Raw genomic sequence first — 15,948 nt, forward strand, 5'->3', positions numbered from 1 at the left:
GAATCTACAGCGAAAGTTTGTGACCGTTTATCAAAAGTATGGTAAACTAATAATGTAAGAAATTATTTTTAAGTAAGGAGATTTGTGCTATGGCTAGAGAAATGACAGGACTTAAATTTTATTTCAGAAATGGTGAAACTTGGACGATTGATCGTCGTTTTATTGGTGATTTATGGATCAAACATATTACAACAAGTTTTGGCCGTATCCATGGTAGTGAATTTGTTGAAATTCATCCATGTGAAGGGTTCAAAATTGAAATTTTCCAAGAAGGAGATCATGTTCAAACCCACGATATTAACTTAGGTGGCTTAGAATTAGGGATGTTCTCTCGTGCTTTAAAATATGAAGATATCGAACGTATGGAAATTCTTTACAAAAATGGCACACCAGATTTAGTTTATTTCCCTTACAAAGATAAAACAGATGAGGGCTTGGATAACATCTATCAATCTACAAAAGTCAGCGAAAAAACTAAAAACTTATACATTGTTATCGATCCAACACAAACAGTTGATGATGTATACGCTGAAGAATTAAAATAATTTTTGCTCCACAGGAATCAGTGAAATGACTGGTTCCTGTGGCTTTTTTGAGCCTTTTGACAAATAAAATAACATTGGTTTTAATGAAATAGTCAAAAAAATAAGGGAATAAGTGTTGACACATGTTTTTTCTAGCGGTATACTGTTAACAATTCTTAATTAAATCAGTTTTGGAGTGATTCTTATGACAACAACGAAGAAAAACCATACACAACTGAATAACTTTTACTTTAGCTATTTTAGATAGGTTTGTATTCATAACATTATGGGTACAGACAACAAACGTTTGTATCTATAATGGCTAGGGAAATTTAAGATGACTTTCAGCCATGTAGATTTAAGAAAATCTATAGTGGCTTTTATATTGCTTTTTTGTAGGGTATTCACTGTAGATTTTTCTTAAAATTTACTGTGAATATCCTTTTTGTTTGGCCAAAAATTAGGATTTCAGAAACTTACTAAAAAAATTTCGTAAAGGAGCACACAGGATGAAAGAAATAACTGGAGCCACTCGTTTAGCTGGGCTATTCGCGAAACCCAGCCAACACAGTATTTCACCGTTGATTCATAATACAGCATTTCAAAATTTAGGAGTTGATGCTCGGTATCTGGCGTTTGACGTTGGACAAGAGACATTGCCACAAGCAATTGAAGCGATTCGAACGTTTCACATGTTAGGGGCCAACTTATCAATGCCCAATAAAGTGGCGGCTGTAAGTTATATGGATGAACTAAGTCCTACCGCTCAACTGGTTGGCGCAATTAATACGATTGTCAACAAAGATGGAAAACTTTACGGAGACAGCACGGATGGTACTGGTTTTATGTGGAGTTTGAAAGAGAAAAAGGTTGACGTTTTTCAGAATAAAATGACCATCTTAGGAACAGGTGGTGCAGCCTTATCAATCATTGCCCAAGCTGCTTTAGATGGCGTGAAAGAAATCGCCGTTTACAACAGGAAAAGCGCGGGCTTTAACGACAGTCAAAAAAAACTGGCAAATTTCACTGAACGAACCAACTGTGTAATTCATTTAAACGATTTAGCGGATACTGAAAAACTAGCAAAAGATGTTGCTGAAAGCGTCTTGTTAGTTAATGCAACGAGTGTGGGTATGCATCCACATGCGCATAGTAGTCCTATAGAAAATTATGCAATGATTCAACCGAAGTTATTTGTGTATGATGCTATTTATAATCCCAGAGAAACACAGTTATTAAAAGAAGCCCGTTTACGTGGTGCAGAAACAAGCAACGGCTTGGACATGCTACTTTATCAAGGCGCTGCTGCTTTTGAACAATGGACAGGACAAAAAATGCCTGTATCAGTCGTAAAACGTAAAATTGAAAATAGATAAAAAGAGCGCCGTTTAAAGGCATGAGGAGAGAATATAATGATCGTAATTATGAAAGAAAATGCAACCGAAAAGCAAATGAAACAAGTCATTGATTTAGTAACAGGTGCAGGCTTAACTACTCAAACAAGTCAAGATAATGGAAAAACAGTGATAGGCTTGATTGGTGATACAGAAAAATTAGTTGAAGCAGAGTTAACAGCATTAGAAGGCGTGGAGAAAAGTGTCCGCATTTCGTTGTCTTACAAACTAACGAGTCGTTTATTTCATCCAGAGAATACAGTGGTTGATGTGAACGGTGTTAAAATCGGTGACGGCAGTATGACCATGATGGCGGGCCCTTGTTCAATCGAAAGCTTAGATCAGATTCGCGAATGTGCGCGAATTGCTAAAGCTGGAGGTGCAACAATTTTACGAGGTGGTGCATTCAAACCTAGAACGTCGCCATACGCTTTCCAAGGACTAGAAGAAGAAGGACTAAAATACATTCGCCAAGCGGCTGATGAATTAGATATGCAAGTCATTACAGAAGTGATGGATGAAGCGAATTTAGAACTTGTCGCAAAATACAGTGACATTTTACAAATCGGTGCGCGCAACATGCAAAATTTCAAGTTATTACAAGCGGTTGGTAAAACTGGAAAACCTATTGGCTTAAAACGCGGGATTGCTGGTACGATTGATGAATGGCTAAACGCAGCTGAATACATTGCTGCGCAAGGAAATTTCAATGTGATCTTCATTGAACGTGGGATTCGTACGTACGAAACCGCTACGCGCAATACACTTGATTTAAGTGCGGTGCCTTTAATTAAAAAATTAAGTCATTTTCCAATTATTGTTGATCCGAGTCATGGTGTTGGTATCTGGGATTTAGTACCGCCAATGGCCCGAGCAGGTGTTGCTTCAGGTGCGGACGGCTTGATTGTAGAAATTCATCCAGATCCAGCGAATGCGTGGTCAGATGGGCCACAATCCTTGAATGAAAAAACTTACCTACGTATGATGAAAGAAGTTCATATCATCGAAAAAGCAATGAAAGAAATTAATGCTTTAGAAGATTAGTAAAGACAGAGGAGTAGAGGACATGAAATTAACCGTAACGTTACCTACACATTCATATGATTTAACCATCGAAACAGGTGCCTTAGATAAAATTGGCACCTGGGTACGTAGCCTGTGGCAGCCACAACGGGTAGCGATTATTACCGATGAAACGGTGAATAAATTATATGGCGCAGCTGTTGAGAAAGAATTGCAAGCTGCTGGTTTTGAAACATCATTGATTGCTGTAGCGGCAGGTGAACAAAGTAAGAGCCTCGAAATAGCTCAACTGCTTTATGATTTTTTAGCGGAACAGCAATTGACTCGAAGTGATGGTCTAATTGCTTTAGGTGGAGGCGTTGTGGGAGATCTAGCTGGATTTGTCGCTTCAACCTATATGCGCGGTATTCACTTTTTGCAAGTACCAACAACCTTACTGGCACAAGTAGATAGTAGCATTGGAGGTAAAACAGCGGTTAATACTAAAAAAGCCAAAAATCTTGTCGGTACTTTTGCCCAACCAGATGGGGTTTTAATTGATCCTAATACACTTAAAACATTAGAACCTAGACGTGTGCGTGAAGGAATTGCAGAAATTGTAAAATCAGCAGCTATCGCTGATGTTGAATTGTGGCACCGTTTATCCTCTTTGGAAAATGAACAAGATTTAGTGGCACATGCAGAAGAAATTATCACGGCCTGTTGCAAGATTAAACGTGATGTCGTCGAAGAAGATGAATTAGATTTGGGCTTACGTTTGATTCTGAATTTTGGGCATACGATCGGCCACGCATTAGAAAATACAGCTGGTTACGGGGTGATTGCTCACGGTGAAGGCGTTTCTTTAGGAATGATTCAAATAACTCAAGTCGCAGAACAACAAGGGCTTTCCCCACTTGGGACTACCCAAGAGTTGGTCACCATGCTAGAAAAGTTCCATTTACCAGTAACCACAGATCGTTGGTCAGAAGAACGTCTCTATCAAGCAATTACACATGATAAAAAAACACGTGGGGGACAGATTAAAATCATTGTCTTAGAAAAAATTGGTCAAGCGAAAATTGTCTCTTTACCAACGGAAGAAATTCGAGCATTTTTAAACAGAGAAGGAGGAATTTAAGATGCGCTTTATTACAGCAGGCGAATCACATGGACCTGAATTAACTGCTATTATTGAAGGCTTACCAGCCGGCTTGCCTTTAAGTAGCGAAGAGATTAACCGAGAATTAGCAAGACGTCAAGGCGGTTACGGTCGTGGGGGACGGATGAAAATTGAAAAAGACCAAGTACGTATTACTTCGGGTATTCGGCATGGTAAAACACTTGGCTCACCAGTAACGTTGATTGTCGAAAACAAAGACTGGAAAAATTGGACCTCCGTGATGTCAGTAGAGCCAGTTCCTGAAAAACAAAAGAAAATCCGCCGCGTCAGCAAACCACGTCCAGGACATGCTGATTTAGTCGGTGGCATGAAATATCAACATGATGATTTACGGAATGTTTTAGAACGGTCTTCGGCACGAGAAACAACGATGCGTGTGGCGATTGGTGCGGTTGCTAAAAAACTCTTAGCTGAACTGGATATCCAAGTCGCTGGGCATGTCGCGGTATTAGGTGGGATTGAAGCTACGATCCCTGAAAATTTAACGATTCGTGAAATTCAAGAACGATCTGAACAATCTGCCGTTCGCGTATTAGATCCTTCCGTAGAAGAAAAAATGAAAGAACTAATTGACCAAACCAAGAAAAATGGCGATACAATTGGTGGGGTAGTAGAAGTACTTGTGGGTGGCGTTCCAGCTGGCTTAGGTAGCTATGTCCAATGGGATCGTAAACTAGATGCCAAAATTGCGCAAGCAGTTGTAAGCATCAACGCTTTTAAAGGTGCTGAGTTTGGCATTGGATTTGAAATGGCACAACGCCCTGGTAGTCAAGTGATGGACGAGATTGTTTGGGACGAAAGTACTGGTTATACCAGAACTTCCAACAATTTAGGCGGTTTTGAAGGAGGAATGACCAACGGAATGCCAATCATCGTTCGTGGTGTCATGAAACCTATTCCAACCCTTTATAAACCATTACAAAGCGTGAATATTGATACAAAAGAGCCTTATAAGGCCAGTGTTGAGCGCTCTGATAGCACGGCGGTACCGGCCGCTAGCGTTGTTTGTGAAGCCGTTGTTGCAACGGAAGTAGCAAAGGCTATGCTCGAAAAATTTGATAGTGACTCATTTGAACAAATGAAAGAAGCAGTGAAACGTTATCGTCTATATACTCAAAACTTTTAATGGAAGAAAGTCGCAAGTATATGGAGGGAAAAAATGAAGAAACGTATTTTAATCGTAGGATTAGGGCTAATCGGGAGTTCACTGGCTTTGTGTATCAAAAAAGGGCATCCAAACAGTGAGATTATCGGTTTCGATAATCAAGCGGAGGCAACTGAATTTGCTAAGAAAACGGGTCTAATTGATGAGATAGCTGAATCTTTAACAAGTGGGGCAAGACGAGCAGAGATTATTTTTCTTTGTTCCCCAGTTAAAGCAACTTTAGTACAACTAGAAGAATTAAACCAATTATCACTAGAAACTGCTCTGATCACAGATGTGGGTAGTACCAAGGTGGAAATTAATCAGTTAGCAACAAAGCTTAACATGAAAAATTTTATTGGTGGTCATCCAATGGCTGGTTCACATAAATCCGGCGTAACAGCCGCTGATGAACGTTTGTTTGAAAATGCCTACTATATTTTTACCGATGACCATGGCGAAAAAAACAAACAGATTCAGGAGTTACAAACGTTACTAAAAGGAACGCATGCGAAGTTTATTACGATGCCTGCACAGGAACATGATGAAATTACTGGTGCTCTAAGTCACTTGCCACATATTGTTGCCGCAGCGTTAGTGAACGAAAGTCAGCAACTGAATACCACTTACCCTAGAGCGCAGCAGCTAGCGGCTGGAGGATTCAGAGATATTACTCGAATTGCTTCCTCTGATGCAACGATGTGGACGGATATTTTATTAAGCAATCGCTTAGTATTATTGGACTTACTAGAAAATTGGCAAAAAGAGATGACTACTGTTTGCCAATGGTTAACAGAAAAAAATGCCCCAGCTATTCGTAATTTTTTTGATAAGGCCAAAGAAACACGTGCTCAATTGCCTATTCATAAAGAAGGCGCAATCCCAGCTTTCTATGATCTGTTTGTTGATGTACCAGATCAACCAGGAATCATTGCTGAAATTACGCAAATTTTAGGCGAAGCGGACCTTTCTCTTACAAATATTAAAATTTTAGAAACGAGAGAAGAAATCTATGGGATTCTTCAATTGTCTTTTAAAAATCAACCAGACTGCCAAGCTGCAAAACAAATTTTATCTAAAAAAACGAACTATACGTGTTACGAAAAATAAGAGGTGATGAGGGTGCAACTACGTACAAATGTGAAGCATTTACAAGGGACTCTGATGGTTCCTAGCGACAAATCGATTTCCCATAGAAGTATTATGTTTGGAGCGATTTCTTCTGGAAAAACGACGATTACAAATTTTCTAAGAGGCGAAGATTGTTTAAGTACCTTAGCGGCGTTTCGTTCTTTAGGTGTGAACATTGAAGATGACGGGACGACAATCACCGTTGAGGGGCGAGGATTTGCAGGCTTAAAAAAGGCGAAGAATACAATTGATGTTGGAAATTCAGGGACAACAATTCGTCTGATGCTGGGCATTTTAGCTGGCTGTCCCTTTGAAACGCGCCTAGCTGGTGATGCGTCTATTGCCAAACGACCAATGAATCGTGTAATGCTTCCTTTAAACCAAATGGGAGCGGAATGTCAAGGGGTTCAGCAAACGGAGTTTCCGCCAATTTCTATTCGCGGGACTCAAAATTTGCAACCGATTGACTACACAATGCCTGTTGCGAGTGCTCAAGTGAAATCGGCTATTTTATTCGCCGCTTTGCAAGCCAAGGGCACTTCTGTAGTGGTTGAGAAAGAAAAGACACGTGATCATACAGAAGAGATGATTCGACAATTTGGTGGGACGCTTGAAGTAGACGGTAAAAAAATTATGTTAACTGGACCGCAACAATTAACAGGTCAAAATGTGGTAGTTCCTGGCGATATCTCTTCTGCAGCTTTCTTTTTAGTTGCGGGTTTAGTAGTCCCAGATAGCGAGATACTTCTGAAAAATGTTGGCTTAAATCAAACGCGGACAGGTATTTTAGATGTGATTAAAAACATGGGTGGTTCCGTCACTATTTTAAATGAAGATGAGGCCAATCACTCTGGCGATTTACTTGTAAAAACGAGTCAATTGACAGCTACAGAGATTGGTGGCGCTATTATCCCACGTTTAATTGATGAGTTACCGATTATTGCTTTGTTAGCTACTCAGGCTACTGGCACGACAATCATTCGAGATGCAGAAGAATTGAAAGTCAAAGAAACCAATCGGATTGATGCAGTAGCGAAAGAATTAACAATTTTAGGCGCCGACATCACGCCTACTGATGATGGCTTAATTATACATGGACCAACTTCTTTACATGGTGGAAGAGTTACCAGTTATGGGGATCATCGTATCGGGATGATGTTACAAATTGCTGCATTACTTGTAAAAGAAGGCACTGTTGAATTAGATAAGGCTGAAGCAGTTTCAGTTTCTTATCCAGCATTTTTTGACGACTTAGAACGTTTAAGTTGTTAACGAAGGAGGATAACGAACCATGGAAAGCATTGTTTTAATTGGTTTCATGGGTGCGGGTAAAACAACTATCGGCCAAAGTTTGGCCAATAAACTAAAGATGCCTCATCTTGATTTAGATACAGCGTTAATTGAAAAAATAGGACGCTCAATTCCTGACTATTTCGAAAAATATGGTGAAGCAGCTTTCCGAGAACAGGAAACCCAACTTTTAAAGGAGCTGTCAAAAAATACAGCCGTCCTTTCAACTGGGGGCGGGATTGTTGTCGGACCAGAAAATCGTAGCTTATTAAAATCTTTTCAGCAAGTGGTTTATTTACATGCGACACCAGAAGAGCTGTTAAAAAGAATCAAAGAAGATACTGAAAACCAACGACCCTTAGCTATAGAACGTTCTTCAAAAGAAATCATTACTTTATTTGAGTCTCGTAAAAATTTTTATGAAGAATGTGCGAAGATGACAATTGATACGACCAATCGCTCGCCAGAAGAAATTATCAATGAAATTCTGCAACAATTAAAGGAGTAGAGAAACGATGAAAGTTGGTTATTTAGGTCCGATTGGTTCCTTTACGTACAGTGCAACGTTGGCTGCTTTTCCTGATGCTACGTTGATACCGTACGCATCGATTCCAGCTTGCTTGAAAGCAATTGAACAGCAAGAAGTGGCATGTAGTATTATCCCAATAGAAAACACGATTGAAGGAACTGTTAACGCATCGATAGATTATTTGTATCATCAAGCGCAGTTACCTGTCCAAGCAGAGTTAGTTTTACCGATTCAACAACAATTAATGGTGGCAAAAGAGAATCAATCGATCTGGCAACAAAGTCAGAAAATTTTATCACATCCGCAAGCATTAGCTCAATCGCAGATGTTTCTAGAGAAAAACTTTCCAGAAGCGATTTTAGAAGCAACGCCTTCAACAGCTTACGCCGCCAAATACATTGCAGAACATCCAGAATTACCTTTTGCAGCTATTGCACCAAAACTTTCTGCGGAAATGTATGATTTGACCATTGTTGAAAAAAATATACAAGATTTATCGGTAAATCAAACCCGATTTTGGGTTCTTGGTTCTGAAAATTTAGCGATTTCTTTCCCGCTATCTGAGAAAAAAATAACGCTGGCGATTACGATGCCAAGTAATGTTCCTGGCTCTTTACACAAAGCATTAAGCGTGTTTAGTTGGCGAGGGATTAATCTTAGCAAAATAGAATCGCGGCCGTTGAAAACAAAGCTAGGAGAGTACTTCTTTTTAATGGACTTAGTGAATGATCAACCAGAAAAATTAATTGAAGCAGCCTTAACAGAACTGGAACTCATTGGCGCAGAAATAAAAATTTTAGGGGATTACCCGATCTATGTTTTGTCCACACTTTAAAGAGTTAAAAATGAAAATGAAGCTTACTTATTAGATAAAGTGAGTTTCATTTTTTATTAAATTACATATTTGTAATAGGAATTTCCTGCGAAATGAGGTATCCTAAGAAAGGTGATAAAACACAGAGGTAAAGGAGTGACACGATGAGTCGTGTAGATCGTTATAAACATATTCATGAAAAATCGAGACCAGCAGAGCATAAAAAGACCTTTAATCCCCGAAAATCAATGGGTGAACATAGAGAAGAAGAACCAGAAGAACTAGCTGAAAGCCTTCAAGAGCCAGTTTACGAAGACAGCTATACTGAGGACAGTCGCAGAAGTGAGAGGCGACATCAAACAGATTCAGGTGGTGGCAACGGTTCTGACCAACCACCCCGCGGAAAAAAAGACAAGAAACCAAAAAAGAAACGTAAAAAATCAAAAACAAAACGCTTTTTCAAATGGCTAGTGATCCTATTGATTCTGTTATTTGCCTATAGTACAGTCATGTTTTTAAAAGGAAAATCTGCAGCAGAACATGATGACTCGTTGCCTCAAGAAAAAGTAGAAACATTTAATGGTGTCAAAAGTAGCAACGGGGCTAAGAATATTTTAATTCTTGGCAGCGATACACGTGGGGAAGATGCTGGACGAGCCGACACAATAATGGTTCTCCAACTAAATGGACCATCAAAAAAACCGAAATTAATTTCATTTATGCGTGATACATTCGTGGACATTCCTGGTGTCGGGCCGAATAAAATTAATGCCGCATACGCTTATGGCGGTGCTGAATTGGTTCGTGAAACGTTAAAACAAAACTTTAATTTAGATACGAAATATTATGCTAAGGTAGATTTCCAATCATTTGAAAAAATTGTTGACTCTATGTTTCCAAAAGGTGTCAAAATCGATGCAGAAAAATCACTGAATTTAGATGGCGTTGATATTGAAAAAGGGCAACAGGTCATGGATGGACATGTCTTACTTCAATACGCTCGCTTTAGGATGGATGAAGAAGGCGACTTTGGTCGGGTTCGTCGCCAACAACAAGTTATGTCAGCTGTAATGAGCCAAATGAAAAACCCAATGACTTTATTAAGAACCCCAGAATCACTTGGGAAATTAGTCGGCTATATGTCGACAGATGTGCCTGTTAGTTTCATGTTAACGAACGGACCATCATTGTTGATTAAAGGAAAAGCAGGGGTTGAGTCATTATCGGTTCCGGTACCAGATTCTTGGAATTTTGGTGAATCCTCTTATGCAGGCAGTATTTTAGAAGTAGATGAACAAAAAAATGCTGACGCCATCGAAAAATTCCTGAACGAATAAGGAAAGCATTTTAAAATATCCTTTTTTATGCTATATTAGAAACAACGTGGAAAATTAGTGAAACGAGGTTACAAAATGAAAATTGCTATTGTGACAGATAGTACAGCTTATTTACCCGAGCGCATTAAAGATCATCCGAATCTTTTTGTAATTCCCATCCCAGTCATTTTAGATGGAAAAATATACAACGAAGGCATTGACATTGAAGCAGATGAATATTATGCATTGCTAAATAATAGTAAAGAATTTCCGACGACTTCACAACCTGCTTTAGGAGAAGTGTTAGAGCTTTACAAATCAATCGCTGAACAAGGGTACGACACCATCATCAGCATTCATCTTTCTTCAGGAATCTCTGGTTTTGTTCATACATTGCACGGACTTACTGATGAAATCCCAGGCGTTGCTTTGTATCCATATGACTCAAAAATTACAAGTATGCCAATGGGACACATGGTAGAAGCTGCTTTAGATTTAACAGAAGAAAAAGCCAGCTTAGAAGAAATTTTTGCCAAATTAGATTTAATTCGTGATAATACGTATGCATATCTAATTGTAGAAGATCTGAACAACTTAGTTCGTGGCGGTCGCTTAACGAATGGCGCAGCCTTGATCGCTGGGCTATTGAAGATTAAACCTATCTTGACTTTTGAAGATGGAAAGATTGTATTATTTGAAAAAATCCGTTCAACAAAGAAAGCTTTTGCTCGTGCAGAAAAGATTATTGGTGAACGAAACGCAGGGATTGAAGCGCCAGTTAAACTGTACGTGATTCATGCCAATAACCGCATCGTTGCTGAAAAAGAACAAGCAAAATTACAAAAGCTATACCCAAATGCAGAAATTGAAATCGGTCATTTTGGTCCAGTTATCGGGACCCACCTAGGGGAAAAAGCAATTGGTTTAGCGATTTCAGCTCAATAATAAAAGATGAGACAAAAGTAAACTACTTCTGTCTCATTTTTTATTCTATTATTTTATCGTTCGCTGCTGTTACTCAGCCGGATACTTTTTGTTTATAAGAAAATGTAAAATTACTTCTTTTTATTAGAAAATATCTTGCAAATTAAGCAATTCCTTACAAAGTAATGTATACTAAGGAAGAGGAGGCGGTTAAATGAAAAGAAATATAGCCTTGTTGCAAAGCGAAAAAATGAAAAAAGTTCAAGCTTTAGCAAACTACTACCAAGAATCAATTGACTTACCGCCTGGAAAAAACCGTGAGGCGGTTATCAAAAAGATTAACGAATCAAAAAAAGAAATTAAAGAAATAAATGATATATTAACAGATATTCAAAAGAAAAAGAAATAAAGGAGTCGTTTGTGATTATTGATGGATTTACGTTATTGCTATTTTTATTTGTCGTCGTTATGTATGGTTACTTTTACTTCGTACGTAAAAGTATTGTAATTCCGGCTGTAAAACATCCTACAACAAAATATTTAGTTGCTTTTTTTAGTTTAATGATTCTGGCCAATGCATTTTCGGCAGGAGATAAAATTGAAATGATTCGAAGTGTGTTATATATTTTGATTATCTTCAGTTTTCTTTACGATGCAAGAGGTTTTGCGGAGGACTGTATTATTACGCATCCTTTTGACAATCGGGGTACGGCCTTTAAAGATATCGAAAAGATTGTCCTTGTTCAAAAGCCGAACGGTATTCGTTTAGGGTATTTAAAAAAAGGCAGAAGAGGGGTGGTTTTACGCTTTTCTGCGCCACTAGAAGAAATGGTTCTTTTTCTTTCAACACGGATGAATGAAGAGGCAGAAATTGATATTATTGTTAATGAAGATTAACCATGTTCAGCTCCTAGAAATCAGCTTTTCCCGCGTTAAGTTTTGTCTGAATTTCTTTTGAAAAAAAGAAAGCAATTTTGCTTGTACTTTTGGTAAAATTTGTTATAATTAGTCAGATTAAATTTTGGAAGGAAGTTGTTTCGGTGAGTGAAGAATTTGAAAAGTGTGTCGCTGACTTGAAAAAGAAATATCAAGCAATCCCTGAAGAAAAACGACAACACTTTGCAGAACGTATGCAAAAGAAAAATTTCTTACGCTACAAAAAAATTGAATTAATTAAAGGAGAACTTCTTCGTTTAGAAGCACGACGCGCTCAATTGGAACTTTGCGAACGCAGTTCTGAGTTAGAAGAAGTCGAAAAGAAAATTATTCTTAAAAAGAAAAAATTACTTAAATGTTTTGATCGGTAAGTCAATAAAAATTTAATATAGAAGGGAATGATAGGATGGAATTTACCTTTCTAATCATTGTTTTTGCACTGTCTATTACCTTCTCAAACATATTCAACCGGATTGTTCCCGTCATTCCTCTGCCAATTGTGCAAATTATTGTAGGCGTTCTAATTGGTTTAACTAAAATGGGGCAGGAAATTGAATTTGAGCCTGAAGTGTTTTTAGTAATGATTATTGCACCGCTTTTATTTAGAGAAGGGGAGCTAATCAATCTGAAAGCAATGATGAAAAATTTCGGGATGATTCTTTTCTTGGCCTTTTTTGGTGTGTTAATTACCTTAGTCGGAGTCGGCTGGACCCTGCATATGATTTTGCCTACTTTACCATTAGCCGCTTGCTTCGCTTTTGGAGCGGCTTTAGGGCCAACGGATGCGGTGGCGGTAGGTTCGTTATCAGGTCGAATTGACATTCCTGAACGTTCGATGAACATTTTATCTGGTGAAGGACTCATTAATGATGCATCAGGCGTTACAGCCTTTCAATTTGCATTAGCGGCTTTATTAACGGGGTCATTTTCGCCGGTGGAAGCGGCAGGGACCTTGGTTATTTCCAGTATTGGTGGAGCGGTAGTCGGAATCGTGTTAGTTCTATTAAAACAGCAAATTGTTCATTTACTTGAAACTGCAGTGGCAAAAGATGTTACAGGCTACTTGTTGATTGAATTACTCTTGCCATTTATTGCTTATTTAATTTCAGAGTTGATTGGCGTTTCTGGAATTATTGCTGCTGTGATTGCTGGAATTATGCAAGCGTCTAGTTTGAAAAAAGTTTCGCTTTTTGAAGCAGAACTGTCAAATGTTGGCGAAAGTATTTGGAGTATGATTGAGTTCACCTTAAATGCCTTAGTTTTCTTATTCTTAGGAATTGAACTTTCTCAAGTGTTTTCGCCAATTTGGATTGACCAACAATATTCAAACTGGTTCCTACTAATGGTTGTTCTAATTATTAGCGCCGTTGTCTTTTTGATTCGTTTCTTAGCCATTTTCAGTGTTTACACGCTTCAACATGGACTTAAGAAAGTTAAAAACGCAATGAATGAAATGCTGATTTTAACTTTTGGCGGTGTTAAAGGAACAGTGAGTTTAGCCACCATCTTTATTTTGCCAACAGCGATTAACGGCGAGCATTTTAAAGAACGACCGTTATTACTATTTATTACGGCTTGTGTTATTTTGGTGACTCTGATTGGCGGGATTCTAGTTTTACCATTTTTAACTGATTCAGAGACGGAAGTGGAAAATGAAGAGTCAATCGAAATTGATTTATTACGTGATGTCATTGATGTCTTAAAACAGCAAAATGAAGAGAATCCTCGTGGTGAAATGAATGCGGTCATTGAAAATTATCAAGATCGTTTAAAAGAATTGTATACCGAGCAGCTAAGTGCAGAACGAAAACAAGAAGTGCAAGAGTTGCGGACGTTAATTGTGTCCATTGAACGAGACGGCTTAGAAGAAAGTCTGAAACAAGGAGAAATTAGTGTCAGAAGTTATCGTATGTATCAACGCTTGATTACACGGATGCAACGGTCGATTGCCAAACAATTATTATCGATTGTAGGCTTTTGGTTATTATTTGCTCGACAAATCATTTCGATTCTTTTACATCCTAAGCTATTTTTCAATCGTGGTGAAGCTTCTGAAGAAGAAAAAGAATTACGAAATGAAGAACTAGAAAATATTCGCCAAGTTTTTCTAAGAAATTCTCAAGTTATTCTGAAGAGTTTAGATAATTTGCGCGGTGTCTATGATGATGATTTAATTGATTTCTTCATTGACGGACGCTTGGATTTAGCCCATAAGTTTGAAAAAGGCGAATTTATTGATTCATATATTGTTCATACGGAGACAGACTATGTCAAAGACCTATTATTAGGCTTCCAAGAAGAACGACGGATGATTGATCATTACGAACAATCTGAACGCATTTCAATTATCGAAGCGAACGAGTTACGAAAAAATGTCAATTTATTAGAGAGTTATTCGATTAGCGGCGAAATGAATAACGTTCCGCTGAAACGATTTGTTAAAAATTTTAATAAAGAATAAGTAATAGTGTATGAGAAGAGTTGATATCTCCTTCAAAATTTAAAAATCCTATAACTAAATTTTAAGTACAGACTAAAAACCACCGTAAAATTTTTTATTTTAAAGAATTTTTACGGTGGTTTTTTCTTTATAATAATTATACATTTAATTAAAAATAATAACAAAATCCATTGATAGATATAATTTTTAATAAAATAAATATTTTAATGATTATTCGCAACGTTTGTTTATATTTCTTGATATATGCCTAAAACGTTATTTAATAACAATTTTTAATATTTCGTTAAAAAAACCTTTATTTATGTGGTGTTTGTGTGTACAATTTAATTATTGTAATAATAAATATACGATTAAAAAGGAGTGGTGAAAATGGTAGGGACAGTTGCGGTAACTCCAGAACAACTTAAGAGTCAAGCTAAAGTTTACGCACAAGCCTCGAATCAAATTAACAATGCAATTCGCAAAGTTAATTCAATGAATCAACAAATTTCGCAACAATGGAAAGGCGAAGCATTTCAAGCGTACTTGGAACAATATAATCAATTAGAGGGTAACGTGAAAAAAATGGAAGAATTACTTATTAGCATCAATCAACAATTGAACAAATACGCTGATACTGTCGCACAACGAGATCAACAGGATGCACATTCATTTGGTTTTTAAATAATTATAGTTGTTGGAGGGGAAAATGAATAATCATTTAAAGAAAAAAGCTTATCGAAACACACCAGCTTTTGTGATGTTAGCATGGGGTTCGTTTCTGTTCTTTGTGGTATTAATTTTGGTGGGACTTTATACATTAAAGGAGCCTTTAATGGTAAAGGGATATTATTTAATGGGATCGGTAGGGTTAATTTCTTCTTCATTCACTTTATCTAAAGTCATTAGAGATAATCAAGAAGATGAAGAAAGATATAATCAGATGTTTCGAGCACATGAAGAATCAGAAGAGTAAGAAATTTCTTCTGATTTTTAATGAATTGAAAGGGCATTCTTTTGAATGCTCTTTTTATATAATAATTAAAGGAGGAAGTTGATGGTAAAAATCGCATCCAATCAAGGCACTGCCCAAAAGGCAATTGCCGGGATTAAGAATGTATCTGTGAATAAAAATCAAATATGTCATTTAGGAGAAAGCAATATTTCAAGCATGAAAAAAGGGGTTAAAGTCAGTAATCAATTGCTCAATCAATTAGCAAAAGTAGTCAATGGTGTCAACGCACAAGCCAATAAATTCCCCAAATTAGCGGCAACGATGGCGGCTAGAGATAGCCAAACAACGTTTAAATAAGGAGAAACG

General features: G+C 37.6%; 18 protein-coding genes. All 18 read left to right on the plus strand.

Going from position 1 to position 15,948, the window contains the following annotated elements:
* The first annotated feature begins 89 nt into the window (after positions 1 to 89).
* The 18 genes from IGL90_RS06355 (at position 90) to IGL90_RS06440 (ending at position 15,939) form a co-directional block, all read left to right on the plus strand.
* The gene (locus IGL90_RS06355) at positions 90 to 545 is read left to right on the plus strand and encodes a hypothetical protein (protein ID WP_002357586.1); all 456 of its coding nucleotides are present in this window, start codon (positions 90 to 92) and stop codon (positions 543 to 545) included.
* A 488-nt stretch (positions 546 to 1,033) separates the two neighbouring features.
* Complete coding sequence (gene aroE / locus IGL90_RS06360) at positions 1,034 to 1,900, plus strand: shikimate dehydrogenase (RefSeq protein WP_002369402.1); 867 nt, start codon at positions 1,034 to 1,036, stop codon at positions 1,898 to 1,900.
* Positions 1,901 to 1,936: 36 nt separating this feature from the next.
* Positions 1,937 to 2,962 (plus strand): 3-deoxy-7-phosphoheptulonate synthase, encoded by a 1,026-nt coding sequence (gene aroF, locus IGL90_RS06365; protein ID WP_002363948.1) that lies wholly within the window; start codon positions 1,937 to 1,939, stop codon positions 2,960 to 2,962.
* A 22-nt stretch (positions 2,963 to 2,984) separates the two neighbouring features.
* The gene (gene aroB / locus IGL90_RS06370; protein ID WP_002382321.1) at positions 2,985 to 4,061 is read left to right on the plus strand and encodes a 3-dehydroquinate synthase; all 1,077 of its coding nucleotides are present in this window, start codon (positions 2,985 to 2,987) and stop codon (positions 4,059 to 4,061) included.
* Between the two features lies 1 nt (position 4,062).
* Positions 4,063 to 5,229 (plus strand): chorismate synthase, encoded by a 1,167-nt coding sequence (gene aroC / locus IGL90_RS06375; protein WP_002357582.1) that lies wholly within the window; start codon positions 4,063 to 4,065, stop codon positions 5,227 to 5,229.
* 33 nt (positions 5,230 to 5,262) lie between these two features.
* Positions 5,263 to 6,357 carry a prephenate dehydrogenase gene (locus IGL90_RS06380; RefSeq protein ID WP_002382322.1) on the plus strand — a complete coding sequence of 365 codons (1,095 nt, stop codon included), beginning with the start codon at positions 5,263 to 5,265 and terminating at the stop codon, positions 6,355 to 6,357.
* A 6-nt stretch (positions 6,358 to 6,363) separates the two neighbouring features.
* Positions 6,364 to 7,650, plus strand: coding sequence for a 3-phosphoshikimate 1-carboxyvinyltransferase (aroA, locus tag IGL90_RS06385; protein WP_048737199.1), 1,287 nt, complete (start codon positions 6,364 to 6,366; stop codon positions 7,648 to 7,650).
* A gap of 19 nt (positions 7,651 to 7,669) precedes the next feature.
* A complete protein-coding gene (locus IGL90_RS06390) occupies positions 7,670 to 8,176 on the plus strand; it encodes a shikimate kinase (RefSeq protein ID WP_048737197.1) in 507 nt (168 codons plus the stop codon).
* Positions 8,177 to 8,183: 7 nt separating this feature from the next.
* Complete coding sequence (gene pheA / locus IGL90_RS06395) at positions 8,184 to 9,032, plus strand: prephenate dehydratase (RefSeq protein ID WP_002389216.1); 849 nt, start codon at positions 8,184 to 8,186, stop codon at positions 9,030 to 9,032.
* Positions 9,033 to 9,175: 143 nt separating this feature from the next.
* The gene (locus tag IGL90_RS06400; protein ID WP_002365661.1) at positions 9,176 to 10,348 is read left to right on the plus strand and encodes an LCP family protein; all 1,173 of its coding nucleotides are present in this window, start codon (positions 9,176 to 9,178) and stop codon (positions 10,346 to 10,348) included.
* Positions 10,349 to 10,423: 75 nt separating this feature from the next.
* Entirely contained in the window at positions 10,424 to 11,272 is an 849-nt protein-coding gene (locus tag IGL90_RS06405; protein ID WP_002382324.1) for a DegV family protein, read from the plus strand.
* A 193-nt stretch (positions 11,273 to 11,465) separates the two neighbouring features.
* The gene (locus IGL90_RS06410; RefSeq protein WP_002357574.1) at positions 11,466 to 11,660 is read left to right on the plus strand and encodes a hypothetical protein; all 195 of its coding nucleotides are present in this window, start codon (positions 11,466 to 11,468) and stop codon (positions 11,658 to 11,660) included.
* 11 nt (positions 11,661 to 11,671) lie between these two features.
* The gene (locus IGL90_RS06415; protein WP_010777638.1) at positions 11,672 to 12,148 is read left to right on the plus strand and encodes a hypothetical protein; all 477 of its coding nucleotides are present in this window, start codon (positions 11,672 to 11,674) and stop codon (positions 12,146 to 12,148) included.
* Between the two features lie 77 nt (positions 12,149 to 12,225).
* On the plus strand, positions 12,226 to 12,558 hold the full coding sequence (locus tag IGL90_RS06420) for an ACP phosphodiesterase (protein WP_002357572.1): 333 nt from the start codon (positions 12,226 to 12,228) through the stop codon (positions 12,556 to 12,558).
* 35 nt (positions 12,559 to 12,593) lie between these two features.
* Positions 12,594 to 14,648: a cation:proton antiporter gene (locus IGL90_RS06425; protein WP_048737195.1), complete on the plus strand. Its 2,055-nt coding sequence runs from the start codon at positions 12,594 to 12,596 to the stop codon at positions 14,646 to 14,648.
* 369 nt (positions 14,649 to 15,017) lie between these two features.
* Positions 15,018 to 15,311: a WXG100 family type VII secretion target gene (locus IGL90_RS06430; RefSeq protein WP_033594709.1), complete on the plus strand. Its 294-nt coding sequence runs from the start codon at positions 15,018 to 15,020 to the stop codon at positions 15,309 to 15,311.
* A gap of 25 nt (positions 15,312 to 15,336) precedes the next feature.
* Complete coding sequence (locus IGL90_RS06435) at positions 15,337 to 15,603, plus strand: YiaA/YiaB family inner membrane protein (RefSeq protein WP_010828797.1); 267 nt, start codon at positions 15,337 to 15,339, stop codon at positions 15,601 to 15,603.
* Positions 15,604 to 15,684: 81 nt separating this feature from the next.
* Positions 15,685 to 15,939 carry a hypothetical protein gene (locus IGL90_RS06440; RefSeq protein ID WP_048737191.1) on the plus strand — a complete coding sequence of 85 codons (255 nt, stop codon included), beginning with the start codon at positions 15,685 to 15,687 and terminating at the stop codon, positions 15,937 to 15,939.
* The last annotated feature ends 9 nt before the right edge of the window (positions 15,940 to 15,948 follow it).

The organism is Enterococcus sp. DIV1307a (assembly GCF_050537425.1).
GTDB classification, from domain to species: domain Bacteria; phylum Bacillota; class Bacilli; order Lactobacillales; family Enterococcaceae; genus Enterococcus; species Enterococcus faecalis.

Excerpts from the sequence above, each read along its gene's own strand:
- aroF (WP_002363948.1), top strand. The coding sequence starts at position 1,937 with ATGATCGTAATTATGAAAGAAAATGCAACCGAAAAGCAAATGAAACAA.
- IGL90_RS06430 (WP_033594709.1), top strand. The coding sequence starts at position 15,018 with ATGGTAGGGACAGTTGCGGTAACTCCAGAACAACTTAAGAGTCAAGCT.
- IGL90_RS06355 (WP_002357586.1), top strand. The coding sequence starts at position 90 with ATGGCTAGAGAAATGACAGGACTTAAATTTTATTTCAGAAATGGTGAA.
- aroB (WP_002382321.1), top strand. The coding sequence starts at position 2,985 with ATGAAATTAACCGTAACGTTACCTACACATTCATATGATTTAACCATC.
- IGL90_RS06390 (WP_048737197.1), top strand. The coding sequence starts at position 7,670 with ATGGAAAGCATTGTTTTAATTGGTTTCATGGGTGCGGGTAAAACAACT.
- aroC (WP_002357582.1), top strand. The coding sequence starts at position 4,063 with ATGCGCTTTATTACAGCAGGCGAATCACATGGACCTGAATTAACTGCT.
- aroA (WP_048737199.1), top strand. The coding sequence starts at position 6,364 with ATGAGGGTGCAACTACGTACAAATGTGAAGCATTTACAAGGGACTCTG.
- IGL90_RS06435 (WP_010828797.1), top strand. The coding sequence starts at position 15,337 with ATGAATAATCATTTAAAGAAAAAAGCTTATCGAAACACACCAGCTTTT.
- IGL90_RS06410 (WP_002357574.1), top strand. The coding sequence starts at position 11,466 with ATGAAAAGAAATATAGCCTTGTTGCAAAGCGAAAAAATGAAAAAAGTT.
- IGL90_RS06400 (WP_002365661.1), top strand. The coding sequence starts at position 9,176 with ATGAGTCGTGTAGATCGTTATAAACATATTCATGAAAAATCGAGACCA.
- IGL90_RS06405 (WP_002382324.1), top strand. The coding sequence starts at position 10,424 with ATGAAAATTGCTATTGTGACAGATAGTACAGCTTATTTACCCGAGCGC.
- IGL90_RS06440 (WP_048737191.1), top strand. The coding sequence starts at position 15,685 with ATGGTAAAAATCGCATCCAATCAAGGCACTGCCCAAAAGGCAATTGCC.
- IGL90_RS06380 (WP_002382322.1), top strand. The coding sequence starts at position 5,263 with ATGAAGAAACGTATTTTAATCGTAGGATTAGGGCTAATCGGGAGTTCA.
- IGL90_RS06425 (WP_048737195.1), top strand. The coding sequence starts at position 12,594 with ATGGAATTTACCTTTCTAATCATTGTTTTTGCACTGTCTATTACCTTC.
- aroE (WP_002369402.1), top strand. The coding sequence starts at position 1,034 with ATGAAAGAAATAACTGGAGCCACTCGTTTAGCTGGGCTATTCGCGAAA.
- pheA (WP_002389216.1), top strand. The coding sequence starts at position 8,184 with ATGAAAGTTGGTTATTTAGGTCCGATTGGTTCCTTTACGTACAGTGCA.